Below are 20,048 nucleotides of genomic sequence, written 5' to 3' on the forward strand. Positions count from 1 at the left end.
CCTCGGTCAGCACGTCGACACCGCGAGCGCTGGTCATGTCGTGCTCCCAGCCAGGCGGCAGATCGGCGGCGCGAGGCGGGGGCGTACCGACGCGGTCGGTGCGACCCGCGATCGGTCCCGCGATCGGTCCCGCGATCGGTCCCGCGATCGGTCCCGCGATCGGTGGTCCACCCGAATTCGGCGCGGTCCGGCACGGGGGCCTCCCGGTTCCGGACGAAACATCAGGTGTCCCAGCTTTCGCCCCTTCGGGGCGATGTCTCCCATGCTCGGTAGCAAGGCCATGAAAGAGGGGTTGCACGGTGAAGGGCGAAAACCAGAAGATCGGCCTGACCGTCGATGACGTCGCCGCCATCTGGAATATTCCCAAAGGCACAATATACCGTTACGCCCACGAGTCGAAATGGCGCCGCTACACCCACAACCGCCGTGTCTACTACCACCCCGACGACGTCATGGCCACCCTCGATCCGTCCGCCAAGGGATCATAGGCCGGGCGGGTGCTCCGGTGATCGTCGACGGGTGGCGGAGTCGTGTGCGTCTTGTTCGGCAATATTCGTCGATGAAGCGTCCAGAAACGGAATGAGCTCTATACAGGTGTTCGGTAGGTGACCTGTCGGATGTCCCGGAGGACCTCCGCCTCCGGGCTCCCGCAGGGTCGCGCACTCGCAGGTCTGGGCGCGTGCGGAGGATGTCTTAGGCGTCGCTCTGGGTCAGGACGGCCCGACCGTGATGACCTCTGGCTTGCCGGACGGCGTCCCGTCGTCGCCGCCGCTCTCTTCGGCCAGCCGCAGGGCCTCCTCGATCAGGGTTTCGACGATCTTGGACTCGGGGACGGTGGCGACCACCTCGCCCTTGACGAAGATCTGGCCCTTGCCGTTGCCGGAGGCGACGCCGAGGTCGGCCTCGCGGGCCTCGCCGGGGCCGTTGACGACGCAGCCCATCACCGCGACCCGCAGCGGCACCTCCAGCCCGTCCAGCCCGGCGGTGACCTCGTCGGCGAGCTTGTACACGTCCACCTGCGCCCGGCCGCAGGACGGACACGACACGATCTCCAGGCGGCGCTTCCGCAGCCCGAGCGACTCCAGAATCGCGGTCCCGACCTTGACCTCCTCGACCGGCGGCGCCGACAGCGACACGCGGATCGTGTCCCCGATCCCCTCCGCCAGCAGGGCCCCGAACGCGACCGCCGACTTCACCGTCCCCTGGAACTGGGGCCCGGCCTCGGTCACCCCCAGGTGCAGCGGGTAGTCGCAGGCGGCGGCCAGCTTCCGGTACGCCGTGACCATCACCACCGGGTCGTGGTGCTTGACGGAGATCTTCAGGTCCCGGAACCCGTACTCCTCGAACAGCGAGCACTCCCACAGCGCCGACTCGACCAGCGCGTCCGCGGTGGCGCTGCCGTACTTGGCCAGCAGCCGCTTGTCCAGCGACCCCGCGTTCACCCCGATCCGGATCGGCACCCGCGCCTCGCCCGCGGCCTTCGCGATCTCCGCCACCTTGTCGTCGAAGGCCTTGATGTTCCCCGGGTTGACGCGCACCGCGGCGCACCCGGCGTCGATCGCCGCGAACACGTACCGCGGCTGGAAGTGGATGTCGGCTATCACCGGGATCTGCGACTTGCGGGCGATCTCCGGCAGCGCCTCGGCGTCGTCGGCGGAGGGCACCGCCACCCGCACGATCTGGCATCCGGACGCCGTCAGCTCCGCGATCTGCTGGAGCGTCGCGTTCACGTCCGCCGTCACCGTCGTGGTCATCGACTGCACGCTCACCGGCGCCGCGCCGCCGACGAGCACGGCCCGGTCGTCATGACCCAGTTTCAGCTCCCGGCTCACCCGGCGCGGGGCGAGTGCCGGGGGCACCTGGGGCATCCCTATGTCCACCATGCGTGATCATCCTCTCCGTTCGGTCGTATGGCTCCGGGACCGGCCACGTGCGGCGGCCGGCGCATCGTCCCGGGGTGTGCCGTCAACGGCGGTCAGCGCGGGCTCCGCTCCGTACGGGCCGCCTCGGGATCGTTGAGGTCGGCGAGGTAGCGGCGGACGGCCCGCGCGATCTGCTCGCCGGACAGCCCGGCGTCGGCCAGAAGGTCGGACCTGTCGCCGTGTTCGACGAAGGCGCGAGGCAGCCCGAGGTTGCGGACCGGAGTTCGCACCCCGGCGTCGGCGCAGGCCTGGGCGAGCAACGACCCCGTCCCGCCCGTGCGGCTGCTGTCCTCGGCGGTGACGACGAGGGTGTGGCGGGCGGCGAGGCCGGCGAGAGCGGGGTTGACCGGGATCACCCAGCGCGGATCGACGACGGTGACCCCGACGCCGTGGTCTTCGAGGATGCCGGCGGCCTGGAGGCAGGCGTCGGCGAGCGTCCCGACGGCGACGATGAGGACGTCGAGGGGACGGCTCCGGCTGCGGCGCAGCACGTCGATGCCGTCGACCCGGGCGATGGCGTCGATGTCCGGCCCGGCGGTGGCCTTCGGGAAGCGCAGGACGGTCGGCCCGTCGGTGACGTCGACGGCTTCCCGGAGGAGGTCGCGGAGCCGGGCCGCGTCGCGGGGCGCGGCGACCCGCAGGCCGGGGACGACGCCGAGGATGGACAGGTCCCACATGCCGTGGTGGCTCGGCCCGTCCGGCCCGGTGATCCCGGCCCTGTCCAGCACGAACGTCACCGGCAGGCGATGCAGGGCGATGTCCATGATGACCTGGTCGAAGGCGCGGTTGAGGAACGTCGAGTAGACCGCGACGACGGGATGGAGGCCGCCGAGGGCCAGCCCGGCTGCCGAGCAGGCGGCGTGCTGTTCGGCGATGCCGACGTCGTACATCCGGCCGGGGAACCGGTTCGCGAAGGCGCTCAGCCCGGTGGGCCCGGGCATGGCGGCGGTGATGGCGACGACGTTCTCGCGCTCCCCGCCGATCGCGCACAGCTCCTCGGAGAACACCTTCGTCCAGGAGACGCCGGACGACTTGGCGCCCTTTCCGGTGGCCGGGTCGATCTTGCCGATGCCGTGCATGTGGTCGGCCTGGTCGTTCTCGGCGGGCGCGTATCCGCGGCCCTTGCTGGTGACGGCGTGCACGACGACGGGGCGGCGCAGGTCGCGGGCCGCCTGGAGCGCCCGCTCGCAGGCGGCGACGTCGTGGCCGTCGACGGGACCGATGTAGGCGAAGCCGAGGTGCGTGAACAGGTTGTCGGCGGTCGGGTGGCCGTCGCGGGTGTAGCACTCCAGCCAGGAGTCGGACGACGTCCGCAGCTTGTGCAGGTGGTGGCCGAGCCCGCCGACGGTGGGGGCGTACGAGCGGCCGTTGTCGTTGAGGACGACGATCACCGGGCGGTCGGGGGCGCCGGCGAGGTTGTTGAGCCCCTCCAGGGCCAGCCCGCCGGTCAGCGCGCCGTCTCCGATCAGCGCGACCACGGACCGGTCGGCGAACCCGCGCCGCTGGTTGGCCTTGGCCAGGCCGTCGGCGTAGGCGAGCGCGGTGGACGCGTGCGAGTTCTCCACCAGGTCGTGCGCCGATTCGGCCTGCGACGGGTACCCGGACAGGCCGCCGCGCTGGCGGAGCCGGTCGAAGTCGGCCCGGCCGGTGAGCAGCTTGTGCACGTACGCCTGGTGCCCGGTGTCGAAGACGATCCTGTCGCGGGGCGAGGTGAACACCCGGTGCAGCGCGACCGTCAGCTCGACCATGCCCAGGTTGGGGCCCAGGTGCCCGCCGGTGCGGGACACCGTCCGCACGACGAACTCGCGGATCTCCTCCGCCAGCGCGGGCAGGTCGGCCGCCGGCAGGTCGTGCAGGTCGGCCGGGCCGCTGATGCTGTCCAGCAGTGCCATTCGTGGTCCTCTCTTCCGTACCGGTCTTCCGTCCTGGGGCGCCGGGCTTGAACCAGACGGCGCGCTCCGGGAGCAGGCAGGCGCCGGGTCGGCCGGGTCGGGACGTCGACGTTGTGAACGACTGCGTTGTCGCGTTGGGGAAGGGGGAGTCGGCGGAGCGGGAGTCGGCGGTGGGCGAGTCGGCGGTGGGCGAGTCGGCGGAGCGGACTGTCAGAGGAGGTCCGTTGCCGGGGTCGTGGTGGTGCCTGATTCGTGGAGTTGGAGTTCGCGGGGCAGCGCGAAGTGCATGGTCTCCTTGACCAGCTCAACGTCCTGGACGTCGTCGAACCCGCGCTCGGCCAGCCAGTCCAGCACACCCTGCACCGGCTCGTCCGGCACCGAGGCGCCACTGGTCACCCCGACCGTCCCCACCCCCACAAGCCACGACTCCTCGATCTCCTGCGCCTGATCCACCAAATACGCCGCAGCCGCCCCATGCTCCTTGGCCACCTCCACCAACCGCACCGAATTCGACGAATTCGCCGACCCCACCACCACCACCAAATCAGAACCCACAGCGATCTCCTTCACCGCCGACTGCCGATTCTGCGCCGCATAACAAATATCATCCGACGGCGGATCCAACAGATTCGGAAACCGCCGCCGCAACGCCGCCACCGTCGCCAACGTCTCATCCACCGACAACGTCGTCTGCGACAACCACGCCACCCGGTCAGGGTCGCGCACCTCGACATTGGCCACATCATCGGGGCCATCGACCAGATGGATATGGTCGGGCGCCTCACCGACGGTGCCGATGACCTCCTCGTGGCCCTCGTGCCCGATCAGCAGAATGTCGTAACCCGCCTCGGCGAACCGGACCGCCTCCCGATGCACCTTGCCCACCAGCGGACACGTCGCATCGATCGTGGTCAAACTCCGCACCTCCGCCTCGGTGTGCACCGTCGGCGCGACACCGTGCGCGGAGAACACCACGATCGCGCCCGCGGGGACCTCATCGGTCTCCTCCACGAACACCACACCCCGCTCCTCCAGCGACCGCACCACATGAAGGTTGTGCACGATCTGCTTACGCACATAGACCGGAGGCCCGTACTTGTCCAGACACACCTCCACCGTCTTGACCGCCCGCTCCACCCCCGCGCAAAACCCACGCGGCTTGGCCAGCAGAACCCGACCTCGCGAAAACGACATGATTCCTCTCAAGAAGAGTCGGTACAGATTGGACTCACGGACCCGGCGCCCTCACTGGAGGTAGGACGTCAATGCATCGGGTCGGCCCCGATCCATCTCCTGGGACGTGTCGGCGGATGTGTCGACGGTCCAGCGGCCCACCGACATCTCGGCGGTGATGCCGGGACCGAAGCCCGCGATCATGCCGGTGGCGCCCGACGTCAGGAGGTCCTCGTCGAACAGCCTGCGCAGCGCTTCGAGCACCACGGCGCTGGCGATGTTGCCGTACTCGGTCAGGGTCGACCAGCTGTGACGGAACATGCCGCGATCGAGATCGAGGAACTTGGAGAGGTCGTCGAGGATGCGCGGGCCGCCGGCGTGGATGAGGTAGAAGTCGAGGTTGCGGACGTCCCAGCCGTGGCTCGCGGCGAGTTCCCGCAGCACCGGGGCGAGCGGCTTCATCGTCCCTGGCACCCGGCGGTCCAGCTGGAAGTGGAAGCCGGTGTCGCGGACGGCGTAGGAGATCCATTCCTCGGTGTTGGGAATGAGATACGAGGAGTTGCGCTCCAGCGTCATGCCGGTGCCGCCGGTGCCCCGCACGACGGCGGCGGCGACGGCGTCACCGAACAGCCCGTCGGACAGCAGCGCGCCGACCATGTCGTCCTCGGGCTGGTAGCACAGCGAGCACAGCTCGCACGAGACGATCAGGACGTTGCTCTGCGGATGCGCGATGCAGAACTCCTGGGCGCGGTTGATCGCCGCGGCGCCCGCCGCGCAGCCCAGCTGGGCGATGGGTATCTGCCGGGTGTCGAACCGGAACCCCATGCTGTTGATCAGCCATGCGGTGAGCGACGGCATGAGAAAGCCCGTGCAGGACACGTAGATGATGGCGTCGATGTCGCGCGCCGTCAGCGCGGCGTTCGCCAGGGCCTGTTCGATGACCTCGGGGCAGCGCTTCTTGGATTCGGACTCGTAGATGCGGTTACGTTCCTCGAAGCCCGGGTGGCGGAGTGCTTCTTCGATGGGCTGTACGATGTGCCGCTTCTGCACTCCCGTGTTCTGGATCAGTCGAAGCGCCAACGGAAGCTGCGGTTTTCCTCCATGGACTCTTTTTGCGAATTCCAGAGTCTCTTCCATGGTGATGACATACTCCGGCACACTGACTGACGGCCTGCACAGCGTTGGCATGTCTGGGATCTACTTTCTTCAAAGCCCACACGTTTGTACGTCCAGTTGGGCGACAGCAAGGTCGGGCTGCGGCACCGCCGCGCGGCGCCTCCAGGGTCCGGCTCGGCCGCCGGTTCGGGCGGCCATCGCTCGACTCGGGTGGCCGCTCTCGGCCGTGGTCGGCCGACGATGAAGGCGACCCGAGTCGGTGTCTTTCTCCCGCAGCGCATGCGCGCGCCATCTAAGGTCACGGCATCGTTCGCTGGGGCGTCAGATCCGTCCCCTTGGTGGTGAACGGCCAGGGGACGGTATGGCGAATACGGCTCGCGTTCGGGAATGGTCACTCGGTCCGGCGCCGCTCTTTGCCGTGGCGTGTCGACACGGCGTCCCTAGTGCGTGAGAAATCCTTTTCGCGGGAGGGGATCTCGCAGGGTTGGTGCTGGGGTCATGGCGCTGACCAGCCTGGCTTCCGCCGGCGTCGTCCATCGCCGGCGCCACGCGAGTGCGCGGCGGACGATGGTCGCCCTCGGCTTGAGGACTGCCGACATTGAGCCGTCTCCGTGTGGTCGGACCCCAATGGCTGCCATTCTAAGTATGGATTCTTCGCCTCTGGTCGTCAAGACCCCGAGTCGTCTGAATGCATTCAGATGGCGCCCTTCCTTCCAGATGTGAGAATCCGTCTGGTTGTCGGTGAACGGTGCCTGATCTGATCATGAACGAAGCGCAGCACGTTCGTGTGGGCGCCGTTTCGGAGGATTTCCTATCCAGCCGGTCAGGAGGATTTCAGAACCGGCTGGTCATTCGGTTTTGGTGGCGCTGAGGACGGCCGGGACCGGGATGACGTCCGGGGGCAACTCGGCCGCGTCCTTGGTCACCGCTCTGGTCACCTTGAACCCCGACTCCTCCAACCAGCCCCGATAGGTCGACAACTTCTGCGGCCCGCCCTGCCCCATCGTGCAACCGACGAAGAACGCCGGGAAGAAGTCCACGTTGTAGTTACCCGCCTCGGTCAGATCCTCCGGATACACCGGCACCAGCACATGAACCTGACCACCTACCTCCAACGCCCCGTACACCCCCGCCAAGATCCGCAACACCGCCTCCCGATCGAACATGTCCAGGAAATGCTTGACCAACACCGCCTCGAACCCGCCCGGGACACCCTCGAAGACATCACCCCCGACAAACGAGCACACCTCCTGAAGCCCGTGCGCACGGAACGTCGCCAGGCACTCCTGCTCCTTGTCGGGCAGATCGAACGTGGTCACCCGCAACCCGGCATCCGGCTTGAACCGGTGCGCGTGCACCGCGCCCAGCCCGGTGTTACCGGCCAGATCCAACACCCGCGCCCCGGCGGGAAGGTCGATGGTGCCGAAGAACCACGGATCGATGTTCGCGGTGACGGTGTCCATCAGCGTGGCCCACGACTCACGCAGGTCCTGGTGTTCGGCCACCGCCCCGTACAGGGTGCCCTCGGCGCCGTAGAACTCCTTCAACCCCACCAGCGCCCCAGCACGGGCGCTCTCGGTCAGATAGAACAACTGCCGCAACGCCACCACCTTGATCATGTTCATGTACGTCAACGCCCGCTTCAGGTCCCGCTCGGCGACCTCGGCCAGCGCGCCCAGCGCATACCCGCCGCCGCCGGTGCCCGTGTCGTGGGTGACGAAGCCCTCCTTGACCAGCAGGAACAACAACTGCTCCACCGCGTCCGGGCGGACACCGACCGCCGCGCCGAGCTCGGCCGCGTTCTGCCCGGGACGGGTCCGGATGGCGTCGATCAGACCGAGCTCGAAACATGACAACAGCGTCATGAACCGCGTCGGTCCCACCATGAATTCACGAAATCGCGCGAGCGTGGCATCCGCAGTCATCACACAGGCCCTTTCGAGTTCGGTGTTCGGCGCCGGTCGAGCACGCGTCATGCCCGGTCTTCCAGCCGTTCCTTGAGGCGGTGGGACAGCGCGATCCGCTGCACCTTCAGCGTCGCGGTCCGCGGGAGTTCGGCCCGCGGGATCTGGATCGGGTCGGCCAGCTGGGGGAAGTCGGTGACGGCGGCGCGCCAGCGGTCCCGGTCCAGCGGCGTGTCGTCGGTGGTGCAGAGCACCGGGATCGGCTCGGACTCCGGGCCCTGGATCACGACGAGCTCGCTCAGCTCGTTCAGCCTGCCCAGCAGGAGATCCTCGACCTCCAGGGAACTGCGGACTCCGACGATCATGTCGACCTCGCGGTCGAGCATGTGCAGGCAGCCGAGCTTGGTGCGGTAGCCGACGTCCCCGGTCCGCCACCATTCGCCGAACCGGTTCTCGTCGTACCGGTCCTGCTCGGCGAAGTAGGTCTTCGCCAGCCCGGGCCACGCGACCTCGATGTAGCCGGGGTTCTGCTCGGACACCGGGTTGCCGTCCCGGCTCACCAGGCGGATCTTCGCGCAGCCCCGCGGCATCGCCCAGCCGACGCAGCGTCCGTTCGCCTTGTGGGCGGAGTTGCGGAAGTAGGCGCGGCCGACCGCCGGGCCGACCTCGCTCTGGCCGTAGATCTGGAAGAACAGGGCGCCGCGCCGTCCGGACGACTTGAGCAGCCGGCTCATCGTCCTCGGGTGGATGGCGTCGAACGTGCTGCTGAAGTATTTGACGGACGCGAACGGCTTGCGCAGGTCGTCGGCCAGGCCCTCCCATTCCATGAGCGAGTTGGGCAGCGCCTCGATGAAGCCCGGCCGGTGTTCGAGGAACAGCTTCGCGACGGTGTCGGGCTCGGACTCGTTCATGAGCAGCACCGGCATCTCCTTCAGGAGCGCCAGCGCCATCGCCGCGACGAACCGGGAGTGCACGAACGAGATGTGGATCGCGACGGTCTCCTTCCTGCGCAGCATGGAGAGGAGCCGCCACTGCGGGATGAGGCGCACGGCCTGGGTGCGGGGCGTGTGCACGACGAGCTTCGGCAGCCCGGTCGTGCCCGAGGTGTGGGTGATCACGGCGGCCTCGTCGATCTGCCGGACCACCGGCCGGACCGGCGGCGAGCCGGCGAGCTTGGCGAGCGACTCCGTCCCCGGGCGCTCTCCCGCCACGATGATCACCCGCTTGGTCAGCTCCGCGAGCGGCACGTCGGCGAGCGCGTCGAACTTGCGCTCGTCGGTGAGCAGGCTCGGCTGGTCGACCCGCTTGATCAGGGTGCCGACGGTCGCGGCGTCCAGGGCGGGCGACAGCATCACGGGGACCGCCCCGATGCGGGACGCCGCGGCGGCGAGCACCCAGACGTCGGCGTTGGCGGTCTTGTGGACGACGACGTGTTCACCGGGCCGGACGCCGGCCGCCCACAGCCGGGCGGCGAGGTCGCCGACGTGGTCGGCGAGGTCGGACACCGTCATGTGCCGGCCCGCCTCGGGGAGGGCGTCCAGGTCGTGGTCGAGGGTGAGCGGCGTCGCGGCGTTGACGGCCGCGGCCATCTCCGGCAGGAGGCCGATGTGGAGTCCGCGTTTCTGGAGCGACTTGTAGGCGGTGGAACCGTTCATCGGGGACTGACTCCCTTGGTGCTCGATGGCGGCGTCCGTTGGCGTGCGAATCGTCGCCGGCTTGGGGGGCGAGGGAGGGCGACCGCTCGACGGGCAGAGCCCGCGCGGGTGTCGGTCGTGTGCTGGCGGGTCGGTCGTGTGCTGGTGGAAGGCGCGCCGCGCGGCGCCCAGCACCATGCGCCGCGCGGCGCCGTACGGTGCGCGGTGTGCGGTGGCGGGCGGGGGGTTAGGCGGCGCGGCCCGCTTTGAGGGCGGCGGCGACGTCGACGGCCCGCCGGGCCTGGTAGCCGGCGGCCCGCAGCGGCACGTCGCCCGGAGGTCCGTCGGCGGCCCGGTGGGACGTGCCGTAGGGATTGCCGAGCTCGAACTGGACGGGGTCGGTGTAGCCGGGCGGGACGATGATGCCGCCCCAGTGGTAGAACACGTTCCCCAGCGCCAGGATGGTGGACTCCTGCCCGCCGTGGGCGGTGCCGGTGGACGTGAAGGCCGAGTACACCTTCCCGGCGAGCTTGCCGCCATGCCGCCACAGACCGCCGGTCGTGTCGATGAACGCCTTGAGCTGCATGGCCGGGTTGCCGAAGCGGGTGGGGGTGCCGAACAGCACGGCGTCGGCCCACTCCAGGTCGTCCAGGGCGGCCTCGGCTACGTCGGCGGTGTCCTCGATGTGCCGGGCCCAGGCGGGGTTGGCGGCGATCGCCTCCGGCGGGGCCAGCTCGGGGACCTTGCGGAGCCGGACGCTTGCGCCCGCCTTCTCCGCCCCCTCGGCCGCGGCCGCCGCCAGCGCGTGCACGGTGCCGGTCGAGCTGTAGTAGATGATCGCGGCGTTCACAGGTTCCATGGTCGGATTTCCTTCATTTCCCGTGTTCTGCCTGCTGGTGCTGGTGGGTGCCGTCCACGCGATGGGGCCGCGGGGCTACGGGAGGTCGAGCGCGGCGGCCTCCGGCAGGCGGCCGGCGGCCTCGGTCGCCACCGCGAGGACGCCGCCCAGCCAGGGCGTGAAGCGGTCCGGACGGTCGGCCAGGTCCGCGCGGAGCCGATCAGGCGCGAGCCACTGGACGTCGGCCGCCTCGGCGGGGTCCGGCCGAAGCGGAGCGTCCGCCGCGACCCGGCCGACCAGGACGTGGTCGTACTCGTGCTCGACCTTGCCGGTCCGCGGGTCCTCGGCCCGGTACTGGTACACGCCGGCCTGGTGCAGCGTCACCCCGCGCACCCCGATCTCCTCGGTCAGGCGGAGGCCGGCGGCGTCGACCATGGCCTCCCCCGGGCCCGGATGCCCGCAGCAGGCGTTGGCCCAGCGCAGCGCGAACCTGGTCTTCACGGCGGCCCGCTGCTGGACCAGGACGCGGCCGAGATCGTCCAGCAGGACCACCGAGTACGCCCGGTGCAGCCGGCCGGGCGCGGTGTGCGCCTCGGCCACCGTGCAGGAGCCGGTGGCGGCGCCGCCCGCGTCGACGAGTTCCACCAGTTGCAATTCCCGAGTAGCCATGGTGTGCCAACCGCCTCCGGTGATGGGTTGCACCCGGGCACGCCGGCGTCCGGCCGGGGACGCCTGCCGCGGGGACCGGCGTCCGTGACCGGCCTTCGTGGACGGACGCCTAGGCCGTGTGCGGACCGGCATGGGCGCGCAGCGCGGCCCGCAGGACGTCCACGACCCGCTCGACCTGGTTCGGGGTGAGTTCGGCGTGCATGGGGATCGCGAGGCCGCGCTGGAAGAGATCCGCCGAGACGGGGCATTTCTGGTCCGTCTCGTACACGGGCTGGAGGTGGCTCGCCCAGGTGCCGTGGCCGCAGCCGATGCCTTGGGCCCGCAGGTCGGCGGCGACGGCCGCCCGGTCCACGCCCGGGTCCAGCATCAGGATGTAGGACTGCCAGGCGTGGGTGCGGTCGTCCGGCACGTGCGGCAGCGTGACGAGCTCTTCGTCCTTGAGCAGTTCGGCGTAGCGCGCCGCGACCGTGCGCCTGCGGTCCAGGAGTTCCTCGATCCGGCCCAGCTGGACCTGGAGGATCGCGGCCGCGATGTCGGACAGCTTGTAGTTGTAGCCGGTCTCGGTGAACTCCGGGATGGGCAGGCCGATGACGCGGGCCTGTTCGGCGATGCCGCCGATGCCGAAGGACGACCGCAGCCGCACGTTCGCGGCCAGCGCCTGATCGCCGGTGAGGAGGGCCCCGCCCTCCCCGCTGGTGATGCCCTTGCGTCCGTGGAAGGACAGGCAGGCGACCGGCGCCAGCGCGCCCGCCGGGCGTCCCTGGTAGGTCGCGCCGACGGCGCAGGCGGCGTCCTCGACGAGGAACAGCCCGTGCCGGTCGGTGATCGACTTCAGCTCCGCGTAGTCGGCGGGCAGGCCGACGGTGTCGACCGCGATCACGCCCGCCGTCCGCGGCCCGATCAGGTCCGCGACCGCCTCCGGGTCGATCGTGCCGGTGTCGGCGCGCACGTCGGCGAAGATCGGGTCCGCGTCGACGTAGCGCACCGCGTGGGCGGGGGCCGGGAACGTGTAGTCGGCGACGATCACCTCGTCGCCCGGGCCGGCGCCGAGCGCGAGCAGGCTCAGGTGCAGCGCGGCGGCGCAGCTGCTCAGCGCGACCGCCTCGCCGACCCCGAAATGCCCGGCCAGCTCCCGTTCCAGTGCCTTTCCCCGCGGCCCCTGACCGGCCGGCCATTCGGAGGCGAACACCTCCTTGACGGCCGCCAGTTCCCGCTCGCCCAGGCTCGCGTGCACCAGGGGAATCGATTCCATCGAAGTCATCTCCCGCTACGCCTCGGGTCCCGCTGCCGAATGGGAATTCACGAGCGCGGCGGGCGGCGTATAACGGAGCGGCGTGATCTGACTGACGTCGTATCGCTCACGCATCCGCTGGACGGCGCCCGAATCGACGGAGCGGCCGGCCGAGAAGATCTCCACGATCTCCTCGAAATAGTGCTCGTGATCGGGTGACGGATAGCTCTGGAACAGCATCCGCGCCGGTTCGCCGGTGGCGTTCTTGAACGCGTGCGGGCAGCCGGACGGAACGAACATGCAGCTCCCGGGCCCCGCGCGGACGACCCGGTCCCCCTCGGACGACTCCCAGTCCTGCCAGTTCTCCCCGATGCGCTCGACCGGCTCGAACGCCAGCAGGTCGAGCTCGCCTTCCAGGACGTAGAACAGCTCCTGCGAGCGCTCGTGGACGTGCGCCCCCACGTCGAACCCGGGCGGGACCACCACCTCGAAGCACGACACGGCGGAGCCGTCCGCGCCGGTGACCTTGAAGGTGATCTCCTGCGCCTTCGTGATCAGCTTTCGTCCTTGACCGGTCGGGACTATGAGGCCACTCATGCGACTCGCTTCCTGGTCGTCGGATGTGCGAATTCACGCTCAAGATCGGGGTGACGGCGCTGCGCGGCGAATACCGTGACGGCGCGTCGAATACGGCCGCGGCGCCAATAGCCGCGGTCCGGCTGGTGCGCGGTCTTCCGGTGCGGGGTCTTATCGTCCCTGGCCACCGGCGATCAAAAGGAGGATGGGGAGCTGATCACTCACGGCCCGATCCGGCGCTGTCGTGTCCGCGGTTCATCGCAACATGTCACGGCGCGGGATCAGGGAATACTGCGAGATTGAGACGCCCCTGCATTTGAGTCTGGAGTAAGACCCACAAGGTGGGCGGAATCTAGGCAGGCGAGTCTAGGTATAGGTTCTTCGCCGACCGGTTGTCAACCCTCCGCCGGGCCATACGGCGGCGATCGGGTGGCATCCTGCGGCGACCGGGGAGTGTCCTTCGGCGACCGGTGGGCGTCCCGCGGCGACCGGGTCCCGCGGCCGCCGGGAGCGTTCCGCGACGGCCGGATCCGGTCGTTCGGCGTAACGGGTGCGGCACGGGACGATCAAGACATTGACTGATCGACAAACCCCATTCACGCTGGTCACAACTGATCGATCAGTGTCCGTACCCCCACATCCATCAGGAGACCGGATGCTGTCGCGGGCCACATCCCGCGCGGCGGCCGCCCTGGTAGCCCTCGTCATGGTCGTCGGCGTGCCTCTGCACGCCGACGCCTTCGGCGCGGGCTCCTCGGTGAGCCGCAACGCGCAGGGCAAGCACATTCCAGCGCCCCAGAGCTACTTCGGGTTCGCCATGGGCACGACCGGCAAGCTCGCCGGATTCGACAAGATCAAGCAGTACTTCCGCCTTGTCGCCGACCGGTCGGACCGGGTGAACTACCAGGTCGCCGACAAGACGACGATGGGCAACGACTATCCGGTCCTGTTCGTGAGCTCGCCGCGGAACCTGCGCAACCTCGGGCAGATCGTCCGGGACAACCAGCGGCTCGCCGACCCGCGCGGGATCTCCGAGCAGGAGGCGCGCCGGCTGTCCGAGCGGAGCAAGCCGGTCTACCTCATCGAGGGGACCCTGCACTCGACCGAGGTCGGCAACACGCAGGCGCTGGTGGACATCGTGCACCGGTTCGCCACCGAGGACTCCGACTACACCGAGACCGTGCTCGACAACGCGGTGCTGATGGTGATCCCGTCCGGCAACCCGGACGGCCAGCACCTCGTCGTCGACCATTTCAACAAGACGGCGGGAACCGAGTACAACCGCGTCTATCCGGACCTATACCACAAGTACGTCGGGCACGACGACAACCGCGACTGGTTCATGTTCACGCAGCGGGAGATCCGCACGCGGGTGCGGCTGGAGCAGACGTTCCGTCCGGTCGTCGGGCACTACATGCACCAAGCAGGGACGACCGGGCCGCGGCTGTGGACGCCCCCGTACGACGAGCCGCTCGGCGGCGGGGTCGACCCGATCACGCTCCAGTCGGCGACGACGCAGGGCCAGCAGGCGGCGCGGGCGCTGACCGCCGAGAACAAGAAGGGCGTCGGCACCGACGACGCGTACGGCATCTTCTGGAACGCCGACGTCATGGGGTTCTCGACGTTCCTCGGCACGTCGCTGTTCCTGACCGAGATCGCGAGCGCGAAGGACCTCGCGTACCCGTTCACGTCGTCCGACGGCAAGCCGCTCGGCCCGCAGAACCGGACCATGCGGATGCTCCAGCCGTACGACAGGAACACCTGGACGCTGGAGCAGATCGTCGCCTACGGCAAGACCGCCGCGTACGCGGGCATCGAGAACGTCGCGAAGAACCCCGAGTCGTGGCTGTTCAACAACCTGTACCAGACGGCGCGCAACGGGGTGGGGCTGCCGGACGTCGAGCCGGGCACGCCGTACGCGTACGTGGTCCCGGCGGGGCAGCGCGACCCGTTCGCGGTCCTGGAGATGATGCGGATCTTCGAGTTCGGGCGGGTCGAGATCGAGCAGGCTAAGGCGCCGTTCACGGCGGGCGGCAAGACGTACGCCGCGGGCTCCTACGTGCTGCGCACCCGGCAGCCGCTCGGCCGCTGGATCGACCAGCTCCTGGAGATCGACAAGTATCCGGAGCAGGCGGCGCGCAAGTGCGGCCAGTGCCCGCTGATCATGCCGTACAGCGAGACCACCGACAACGTCGCGCTGCTGCTCGGCGTGGACGTCGACCCGGTCGAGCAGGCGTTCGGCGCGTCATTGCAGCGGGTCCAGCGGGTGGTGCCGCAGGAGGCGCGGATGCCGGCGGCGCCGCGCGGCGCGTACCTGGTGGCGCCGGAGTCGTACGGCGTCGCGCACGTCCTCTCCCGCCTGCAGAAGGGCGGGGTCCCGACGTTCCGGTCGGCCGGGGAGTTCGAGGCCGCGGGCCGGACGTTCGCACCGGGCACGGTCGTGGTCCCGCCGACGGCGGCGGCCCGGCAGGTGCTGCAGGGCGTGTCGGCGGACACCGGCCTGCAGGTGTACGGGTCGGACGAGATGCCCGAGGTCGACGGCTTCACCCTCAAGCCCGGCACGAAGGTCGGGCTGGTCCGCGGGGCCAACAACATGCCCGGCGGCTGGATGACGTGGCTGCTCGACACGAACGGCATCGACTACAGGGTGGTGTCCGCGGACGACTACGGCGACCTCGCCGGGAAGTACGACACGATCGTGCTGGCCGACGGCGTCTCCAAGCGGACCATCGTCGAGGGCCTCGACCCGGCGAAGAACCCGCCGGAGTTCAGGTGGGCGCGCGGCGTCGGCGAGGACGGCTGGGCGAAGCTGGCGGACTACGTGTCCGGCGGCGGCAACCTGGTCGCGATCGGCAGCGCGTCGGAGACGGCGCGGCAGCTGCTCAAGCTGCCGATCGACAACGCGGCGCCGTCCGATCCGGCGAAGCTCAACGCGCCGGGCGCGCTGCTGCGGGCGTCGTACGACCCGAAGGTCCCGGCGGCCTGGGGCATGCCGGAGTCCGGCGCGGTGTGGTTCAACCGGGACGCGGCGTACAAGCTCACCGGTGAAGGGCAGGTGGCGTCGAAGTACCCGGGCGGCGGAGACCTGCTGGTCAGCGGGTACGCGGACGGCACCGAGACGCTGAACGGCCTGGCCAACGTGGCGACGTTCGAGGTCGGCGAGGGCAGCGCCACGGTCGCGGGCAGCGAGATCACCTTCCGGAGCTGGCCGCGGCAGACCTGGCCGATCATCGTCAACTCCATCTATCAGGGACCGTCGAAGCCGGGCCGCCCCGGCACGGCGGACGAGCGGGACTGACCCCCTCGACCGCGGCCGGCGGGACGCGCCGACCCGCCGGCCGCGGTCACCCTTCCGTGCGCCGCCGCACTGGAATCGATGTCATGCGATGCGGGGTTCGCGGGGCGGTGATTTGATCGTCGCGTGCCGCAGGGACCTCCTCCGCGTCAGCCGGTAGCGCGGCCGCAACTCCGGGCCGTAGGCCGGTGCTTCAGGCGCGCCAGAACGAGGGCGGGAGGGCCTCGATCTCGGTGGCGGCCTGCTCCAGGTCTTCGGCGAAGGAACGCAGCTGCGTCTGGCCGCCCTGGACCATCCTGCGGATGATTTCGGCCTGGCGGCGGGCCCGTTCGATGACGGCCCCGGCGAAGGCGGTGCGGTCGCCGTCGTAGCCGTAGGCGTCCAGCAGGACGTGCAGGCGGCGCGACCGGTCCTCGAACGCCGTGAACCCCTGGAACTCGGCGACGCGCCGGGCGTGCAGCGGCACCCAGGTCAGTGCCAGGTGGGCCAGGTCGAACTCGCGCGGCGAGGGCCCGGCGGTGTCCCAGTCGACGAAGCCGACGAGACCGCCGCCGTCCCACACCGCGTTGTACGGCGAGGCGTCGTGATGGCCGATGATCAGGCCGGGGTGCCAGGTTCCGGCGAACCAGGTCGCGTCGTCCGGCGGGACGTAGGCCGCCGTGAGGTCGTGCAGCCACCGCATCCACGCGGCGACCTGGTGCAGCGCCTCCTCCGAATGCGGCCACGCCGGCCAGGGATGGCGCTCGCCGATGGTGTCGCCGTGCAGGAAGGTCAGGACCTCGCGCCCCTGCTCGTCGAAGCCCAGCACCCGGGGCGCACCGGTGAACCCGGCGTCCTCCAGATGGCGCAACAGCGCGTGCACGGTGGACGTCCACGGATTTCGCCCGCCGGTGGACGGTGTCGCCGATGCGGACCCCGCCCACGTGCCTGCCCCCGGGCAGCCGTTGCTCTTCCACCCCCGCGTTCTATCCCATGGGCCCGGCCCGCGCACCCGGTTTTCCGGTGGCGGCCGCCCGGTCCCGCCGCCGGTCCTCGGCGGCGTGCGGGGTTCACGGATCTTCACTCACGGCCCGCGGGATAGGTTTTAACGGCGCAATTGTGACTTCCATTACTTGCATTGCACCCCATTGAGCTGAAATCTTTCCTTTCGAGCGAACGAGAGGAAGCGGGTCATGCGGAAGCAGTACGAGCTTTACTGCCTCACCGACCGGTATTTCTATGACGCCCCTCCGGTCACGCGTGACACCGATTACGAAATATCCCACCGCGCCCTTCCCGAGGGCTGGGAACTGGTGTCGGGCGACGAGTGGACGGTCTACATCCCGCCGGCCGACCGGACCCCGCCGCAGGGCTGGAAGGTGCACGTGACAGGGTGTGCGGACAGCGCCGACGAGATACTCCGCCACACCTGGCGGTACTGCGTCCCGCGCGGCATCCAGTTCAAGCACCTGCGCGGCCCCGGAACGCTGCGGATGCGCAACGCGAAATACGCGCCGCGCGGTTCGAGCGGAAAGCTCGTCACCATTTACCCTGCGGACGAGGGCCAGCTGGAACGCATTCTCGCCGACCTCGGCCCGCTCCTTTCCGGGCTGCCGGGACCGTACATTCTCAGCGATCTGCGCATTGGCGAGGGGCCGCTGCACGTGCGTTACGGCGGATTCGCCGAGCGCCGATGTCTCGACGAACGCGGCGAACTCGTCGCGGCGATGGAGAACGGCGCGGGCGAGCTGGTGCCCGATCGGCGCGAGCCCGTCTTCACCGTGCCCGGCTGGGTGAAGGTCCCGGACTGCCTGAAACCGCACATGGCGGCGAGGACCGCCACGACGACCCACGACCTCCCCTACCGCATCGAGAAGGCGCTGCACTTCTCGAACGGCGGCGGGGTGTACGCGGCGATCGACACGCGGACCGGCGAGAAGGTCGTGCTCAAGGAGGCGCGGCCGTATGCGGGCCTGGCCGCCGACGACGCGGACGCGGTCACCCGGCTGCGGCGCGAGCGCGACGTCCTGACCAGGCTCGCGGGCGTCGAGGGCGTGCCGATGGTGCACGACTACTTCACGCTCGGCGAGCACCACTTCCTCGTCCAGGAGTTCATCGAGGGCAGGGCGCTCAACACCTTCTTCGCCGAACGGCATCCGCTGCTGGACCCCGAGCCGGCGCACGACAAGATCGTCGAGTACACGGCGTGGGCGCTGCACGTCCACGCCGGGGTGGAGCGCGTGATCGCCGAGATGCACCGGCGCGGCGTGGTCTTCAACGACCTGCACATGTTCAACGTGATGGTCCGCCCGGACGACTCCGTCGCGCTGATCGACTTCGAGACCGCCGCGCCCGCCGGGGAGAACGGACGGCAGACCCTCGCCAGCCCGGCCTTCCTCGCGCCGCCCGACCGGCGCGGCGCCCAGGTGGACGTCTACAGCCTGGCCTGCCTGCGGCTCGCGCTGTTCCTCCCGATGACCACGCTGTTCGTGCTGCACCGCGACAAGGCCCGGCAGCTCGCCGAGGTGGTCAAGGAGTGGTTCCCGGTCGCCCCCGCCTTCCTGGACGAGGCCGTCGCGGAGATCACCCGCGGCGCCCGGCCCGCCACGGCATCGGCGCGGGGGGCGGTGAAGGCCGCCCCCGAGTTCTCCCCGGACCGGCAGGGCTGGGTTCGGGTCCGGGGAGAACTCAGCCGGGCCGTCCTCGCCTCCGCCACCCCGGAGCGCGACGACCGGCTGTTCCCCGGCGACGTGGAGCAGTTCTTCGGATCGACGCTCGGCCTCGCGCACGGCGCGGCCGGAGTGCTCTACACCCTCGACGCGACGGGACTCGGCCGATGGCCCGACTACGAGAAATGGCTCGCCCGGCGTGCCTGCGACCCCCCGCGCGGAACCGGGCTCGGGCTCTACGACGGCCTCCAGGGCGCGGCGTACGTCCTGGCCGGGTTCGGGCACGTCCAGCCCGCGCTCGACGTGGCGGAGATCTGCCTCGGCGAGACCTGGGAGAAGCTCGGCGACGACCTCTACGGCGGACTGCCCGGATACGCGCTGGTGCTCCACCACCTCGCGGACTTCACCGGCGAGGCGGAGCTGCGCGCGGCGGCGTGGAAGGCGGCGGAGATCGTCGCCGACCGTCCGGGGCAGTCGCCGCCCCCGCGGCCCGGGCTGCTGCACGGCGCGTCGGGCGCGGCGCTGATGTTCGTCCGGCTGTACGAGCGGACCGGCGACCCGCTCCTGCTCGACCGCGCCGCCGAGGCGCTGCGCCGCGATCTGGCGGGCTGCGTCGAGGACGAGTACGGCCTGCAGGTCAAGGACGGCCACCGCGTCCTGCCCTACATCGACCATGGCAGCGTCGGCATCGGCCTGGCCGTCGACGAGTACCTGGCGCACCGCTCGGACGAGGAGTTCGCCGCGGCGCGCGACGGCATCCGCCTGGCGGCGATGTCCCATTACTACGCGCAGGCCGGCCTGTTCGCCGGCCGCGCCGGAATGATCCTCTACCTCGCCCGGCACGACCGGGCGGAACCGTGGGTCGCGCGGCACATTCGCGACCTGGCCTGGCACGCGCTCCCTTATGAGGACGGGTTGGCGACACCCGGCGATCACCTGTACCGGCTCTCCATGGACCTGGCGACCGGTACGGCGGGAGTGCTGCTCGCCGTCGGCTCTGCTCTGCACGACCGGCCGGTGGGGCTTCCCTTCCTCCACCGTCCGCCGTCGTACCGGCCGACCGGAGCCGCCGTGGGGCCTTCCGTGGAGTCGTCCGCGGTGGCTCCTCCCGACAACCCTGCCTGAAAGGAGGTGAATGAACATGGCGCTC

General features: G+C 70.0%; 14 protein-coding genes. 3 read left to right on the forward strand and 11 right to left on the reverse strand.

Going from position 1 to position 20,048, the window contains the following annotated elements; translation table 11 throughout:
• The first annotated feature begins 299 nt into the window (after positions 1 to 299).
• Positions 300 to 488 carry a helix-turn-helix domain-containing protein gene (locus tag ACH34T_RS39030; RefSeq protein ID WP_396026030.1) on the forward strand — a complete coding sequence of 63 codons (189 nt, stop codon included), beginning with the start codon at positions 300 to 302 and terminating at the stop codon, positions 486 to 488.
• A gap of 222 nt (positions 489 to 710) precedes the next feature.
• Here the strand turns inward: ACH34T_RS39030 and ispG are convergent, their stop codons facing one another.
• The 10 genes from ispG to ACH34T_RS39080 all read right to left on the reverse strand — a co-directional run bounded on the left by ispG (position 711) and on the right by ACH34T_RS39080 (position 12,976).
• Positions 711 to 1,883, reverse strand: coding sequence for a flavodoxin-dependent (E)-4-hydroxy-3-methylbut-2-enyl-diphosphate synthase (gene ispG / locus ACH34T_RS39035; RefSeq protein ID WP_396026031.1), 1,173 nt, complete (start codon positions 1,881 to 1,883; stop codon positions 711 to 713).
• Between the two features lie 92 nt (positions 1,884 to 1,975).
• A complete protein-coding gene (locus ACH34T_RS39040; RefSeq protein WP_396026032.1) occupies positions 1,976 to 3,814 on the reverse strand; it encodes a 1-deoxy-D-xylulose-5-phosphate synthase in 1,839 nt (612 codons plus the stop codon).
• A gap of 210 nt (positions 3,815 to 4,024) precedes the next feature.
• Positions 4,025 to 5,008, reverse strand: a complete 984-nt coding sequence (locus tag ACH34T_RS39045; protein WP_396026033.1) for a 4-hydroxy-3-methylbut-2-enyl diphosphate reductase — start codon at positions 5,006 to 5,008, stop codon at positions 4,025 to 4,027.
• Positions 5,009 to 5,059: 51 nt separating this feature from the next.
• Complete coding sequence (locus tag ACH34T_RS39050) at positions 5,060 to 6,175, reverse strand: type III polyketide synthase (protein ID WP_396026034.1); 1,116 nt, start codon at positions 6,173 to 6,175, stop codon at positions 5,060 to 5,062.
• A 776-nt stretch (positions 6,176 to 6,951) separates the two neighbouring features.
• Positions 6,952 to 8,028, reverse strand: coding sequence for a methyltransferase (locus ACH34T_RS39055; protein ID WP_396026035.1), 1,077 nt, complete (start codon positions 8,026 to 8,028; stop codon positions 6,952 to 6,954).
• Between the two features lie 47 nt (positions 8,029 to 8,075).
• The gene (locus tag ACH34T_RS39060) at positions 8,076 to 9,662 is read right to left on the reverse strand and encodes a class I adenylate-forming enzyme family protein (protein WP_396026036.1); all 1,587 of its coding nucleotides are present in this window, start codon (positions 9,660 to 9,662) and stop codon (positions 8,076 to 8,078) included.
• 226 nt (positions 9,663 to 9,888) lie between these two features.
• Complete coding sequence (wrbA, locus tag ACH34T_RS39065) at positions 9,889 to 10,500, reverse strand: NAD(P)H:quinone oxidoreductase (protein ID WP_396026037.1); 612 nt, start codon at positions 10,498 to 10,500, stop codon at positions 9,889 to 9,891.
• A 75-nt stretch (positions 10,501 to 10,575) separates the two neighbouring features.
• Entirely contained in the window at positions 10,576 to 11,148 is a 573-nt protein-coding gene (gene idi, locus ACH34T_RS39070) for an isopentenyl-diphosphate Delta-isomerase (RefSeq protein ID WP_396026038.1), read from the reverse strand.
• 109 nt (positions 11,149 to 11,257) lie between these two features.
• On the reverse strand, positions 11,258 to 12,400 hold the full coding sequence (locus ACH34T_RS39075; protein ID WP_396026039.1) for a DegT/DnrJ/EryC1/StrS family aminotransferase: 1,143 nt from the start codon (positions 12,398 to 12,400) through the stop codon (positions 11,258 to 11,260).
• 15 nt (positions 12,401 to 12,415) lie between these two features.
• Positions 12,416 to 12,976: a cupin domain-containing protein gene (locus ACH34T_RS39080; RefSeq protein ID WP_396026040.1), complete on the reverse strand. Its 561-nt coding sequence runs from the start codon at positions 12,974 to 12,976 to the stop codon at positions 12,416 to 12,418.
• Between the two features lie 634 nt (positions 12,977 to 13,610).
• Here ACH34T_RS39080 and ACH34T_RS39085 point away from each other — a divergent pair.
• Positions 13,611 to 16,253 carry a M14 family zinc carboxypeptidase gene (locus tag ACH34T_RS39085; protein ID WP_396026041.1) on the forward strand — a complete coding sequence of 881 codons (2,643 nt, stop codon included), beginning with the start codon at positions 13,611 to 13,613 and terminating at the stop codon, positions 16,251 to 16,253.
• A gap of 190 nt (positions 16,254 to 16,443) precedes the next feature.
• On the opposite strand, the gene ACH34T_RS39090 is transcribed toward ACH34T_RS39085, so the two are convergent.
• Positions 16,444 to 17,112, reverse strand: a complete 669-nt coding sequence (locus ACH34T_RS39090; RefSeq protein ID WP_396026042.1) for a phosphotransferase — start codon at positions 17,110 to 17,112, stop codon at positions 16,444 to 16,446.
• Between the two features lie 310 nt (positions 17,113 to 17,422).
• Between ACH34T_RS39090 and lanKC the strand changes: the two genes are divergently transcribed.
• Complete coding sequence (lanKC, locus tag ACH34T_RS39095; protein WP_396026043.1) at positions 17,423 to 20,023, forward strand: class III lanthionine synthetase LanKC; 2,601 nt, start codon at positions 17,423 to 17,425, stop codon at positions 20,021 to 20,023.
• Positions 20,024 to 20,048: the final 25 nt, after the last annotated feature.

It is taken from the genome of Actinomadura sp. 9N215, assembly GCF_044326345.1.
GTDB lineage: Bacteria > Actinomycetota > Actinomycetes > Streptosporangiales > Streptosporangiaceae > Spirillospora.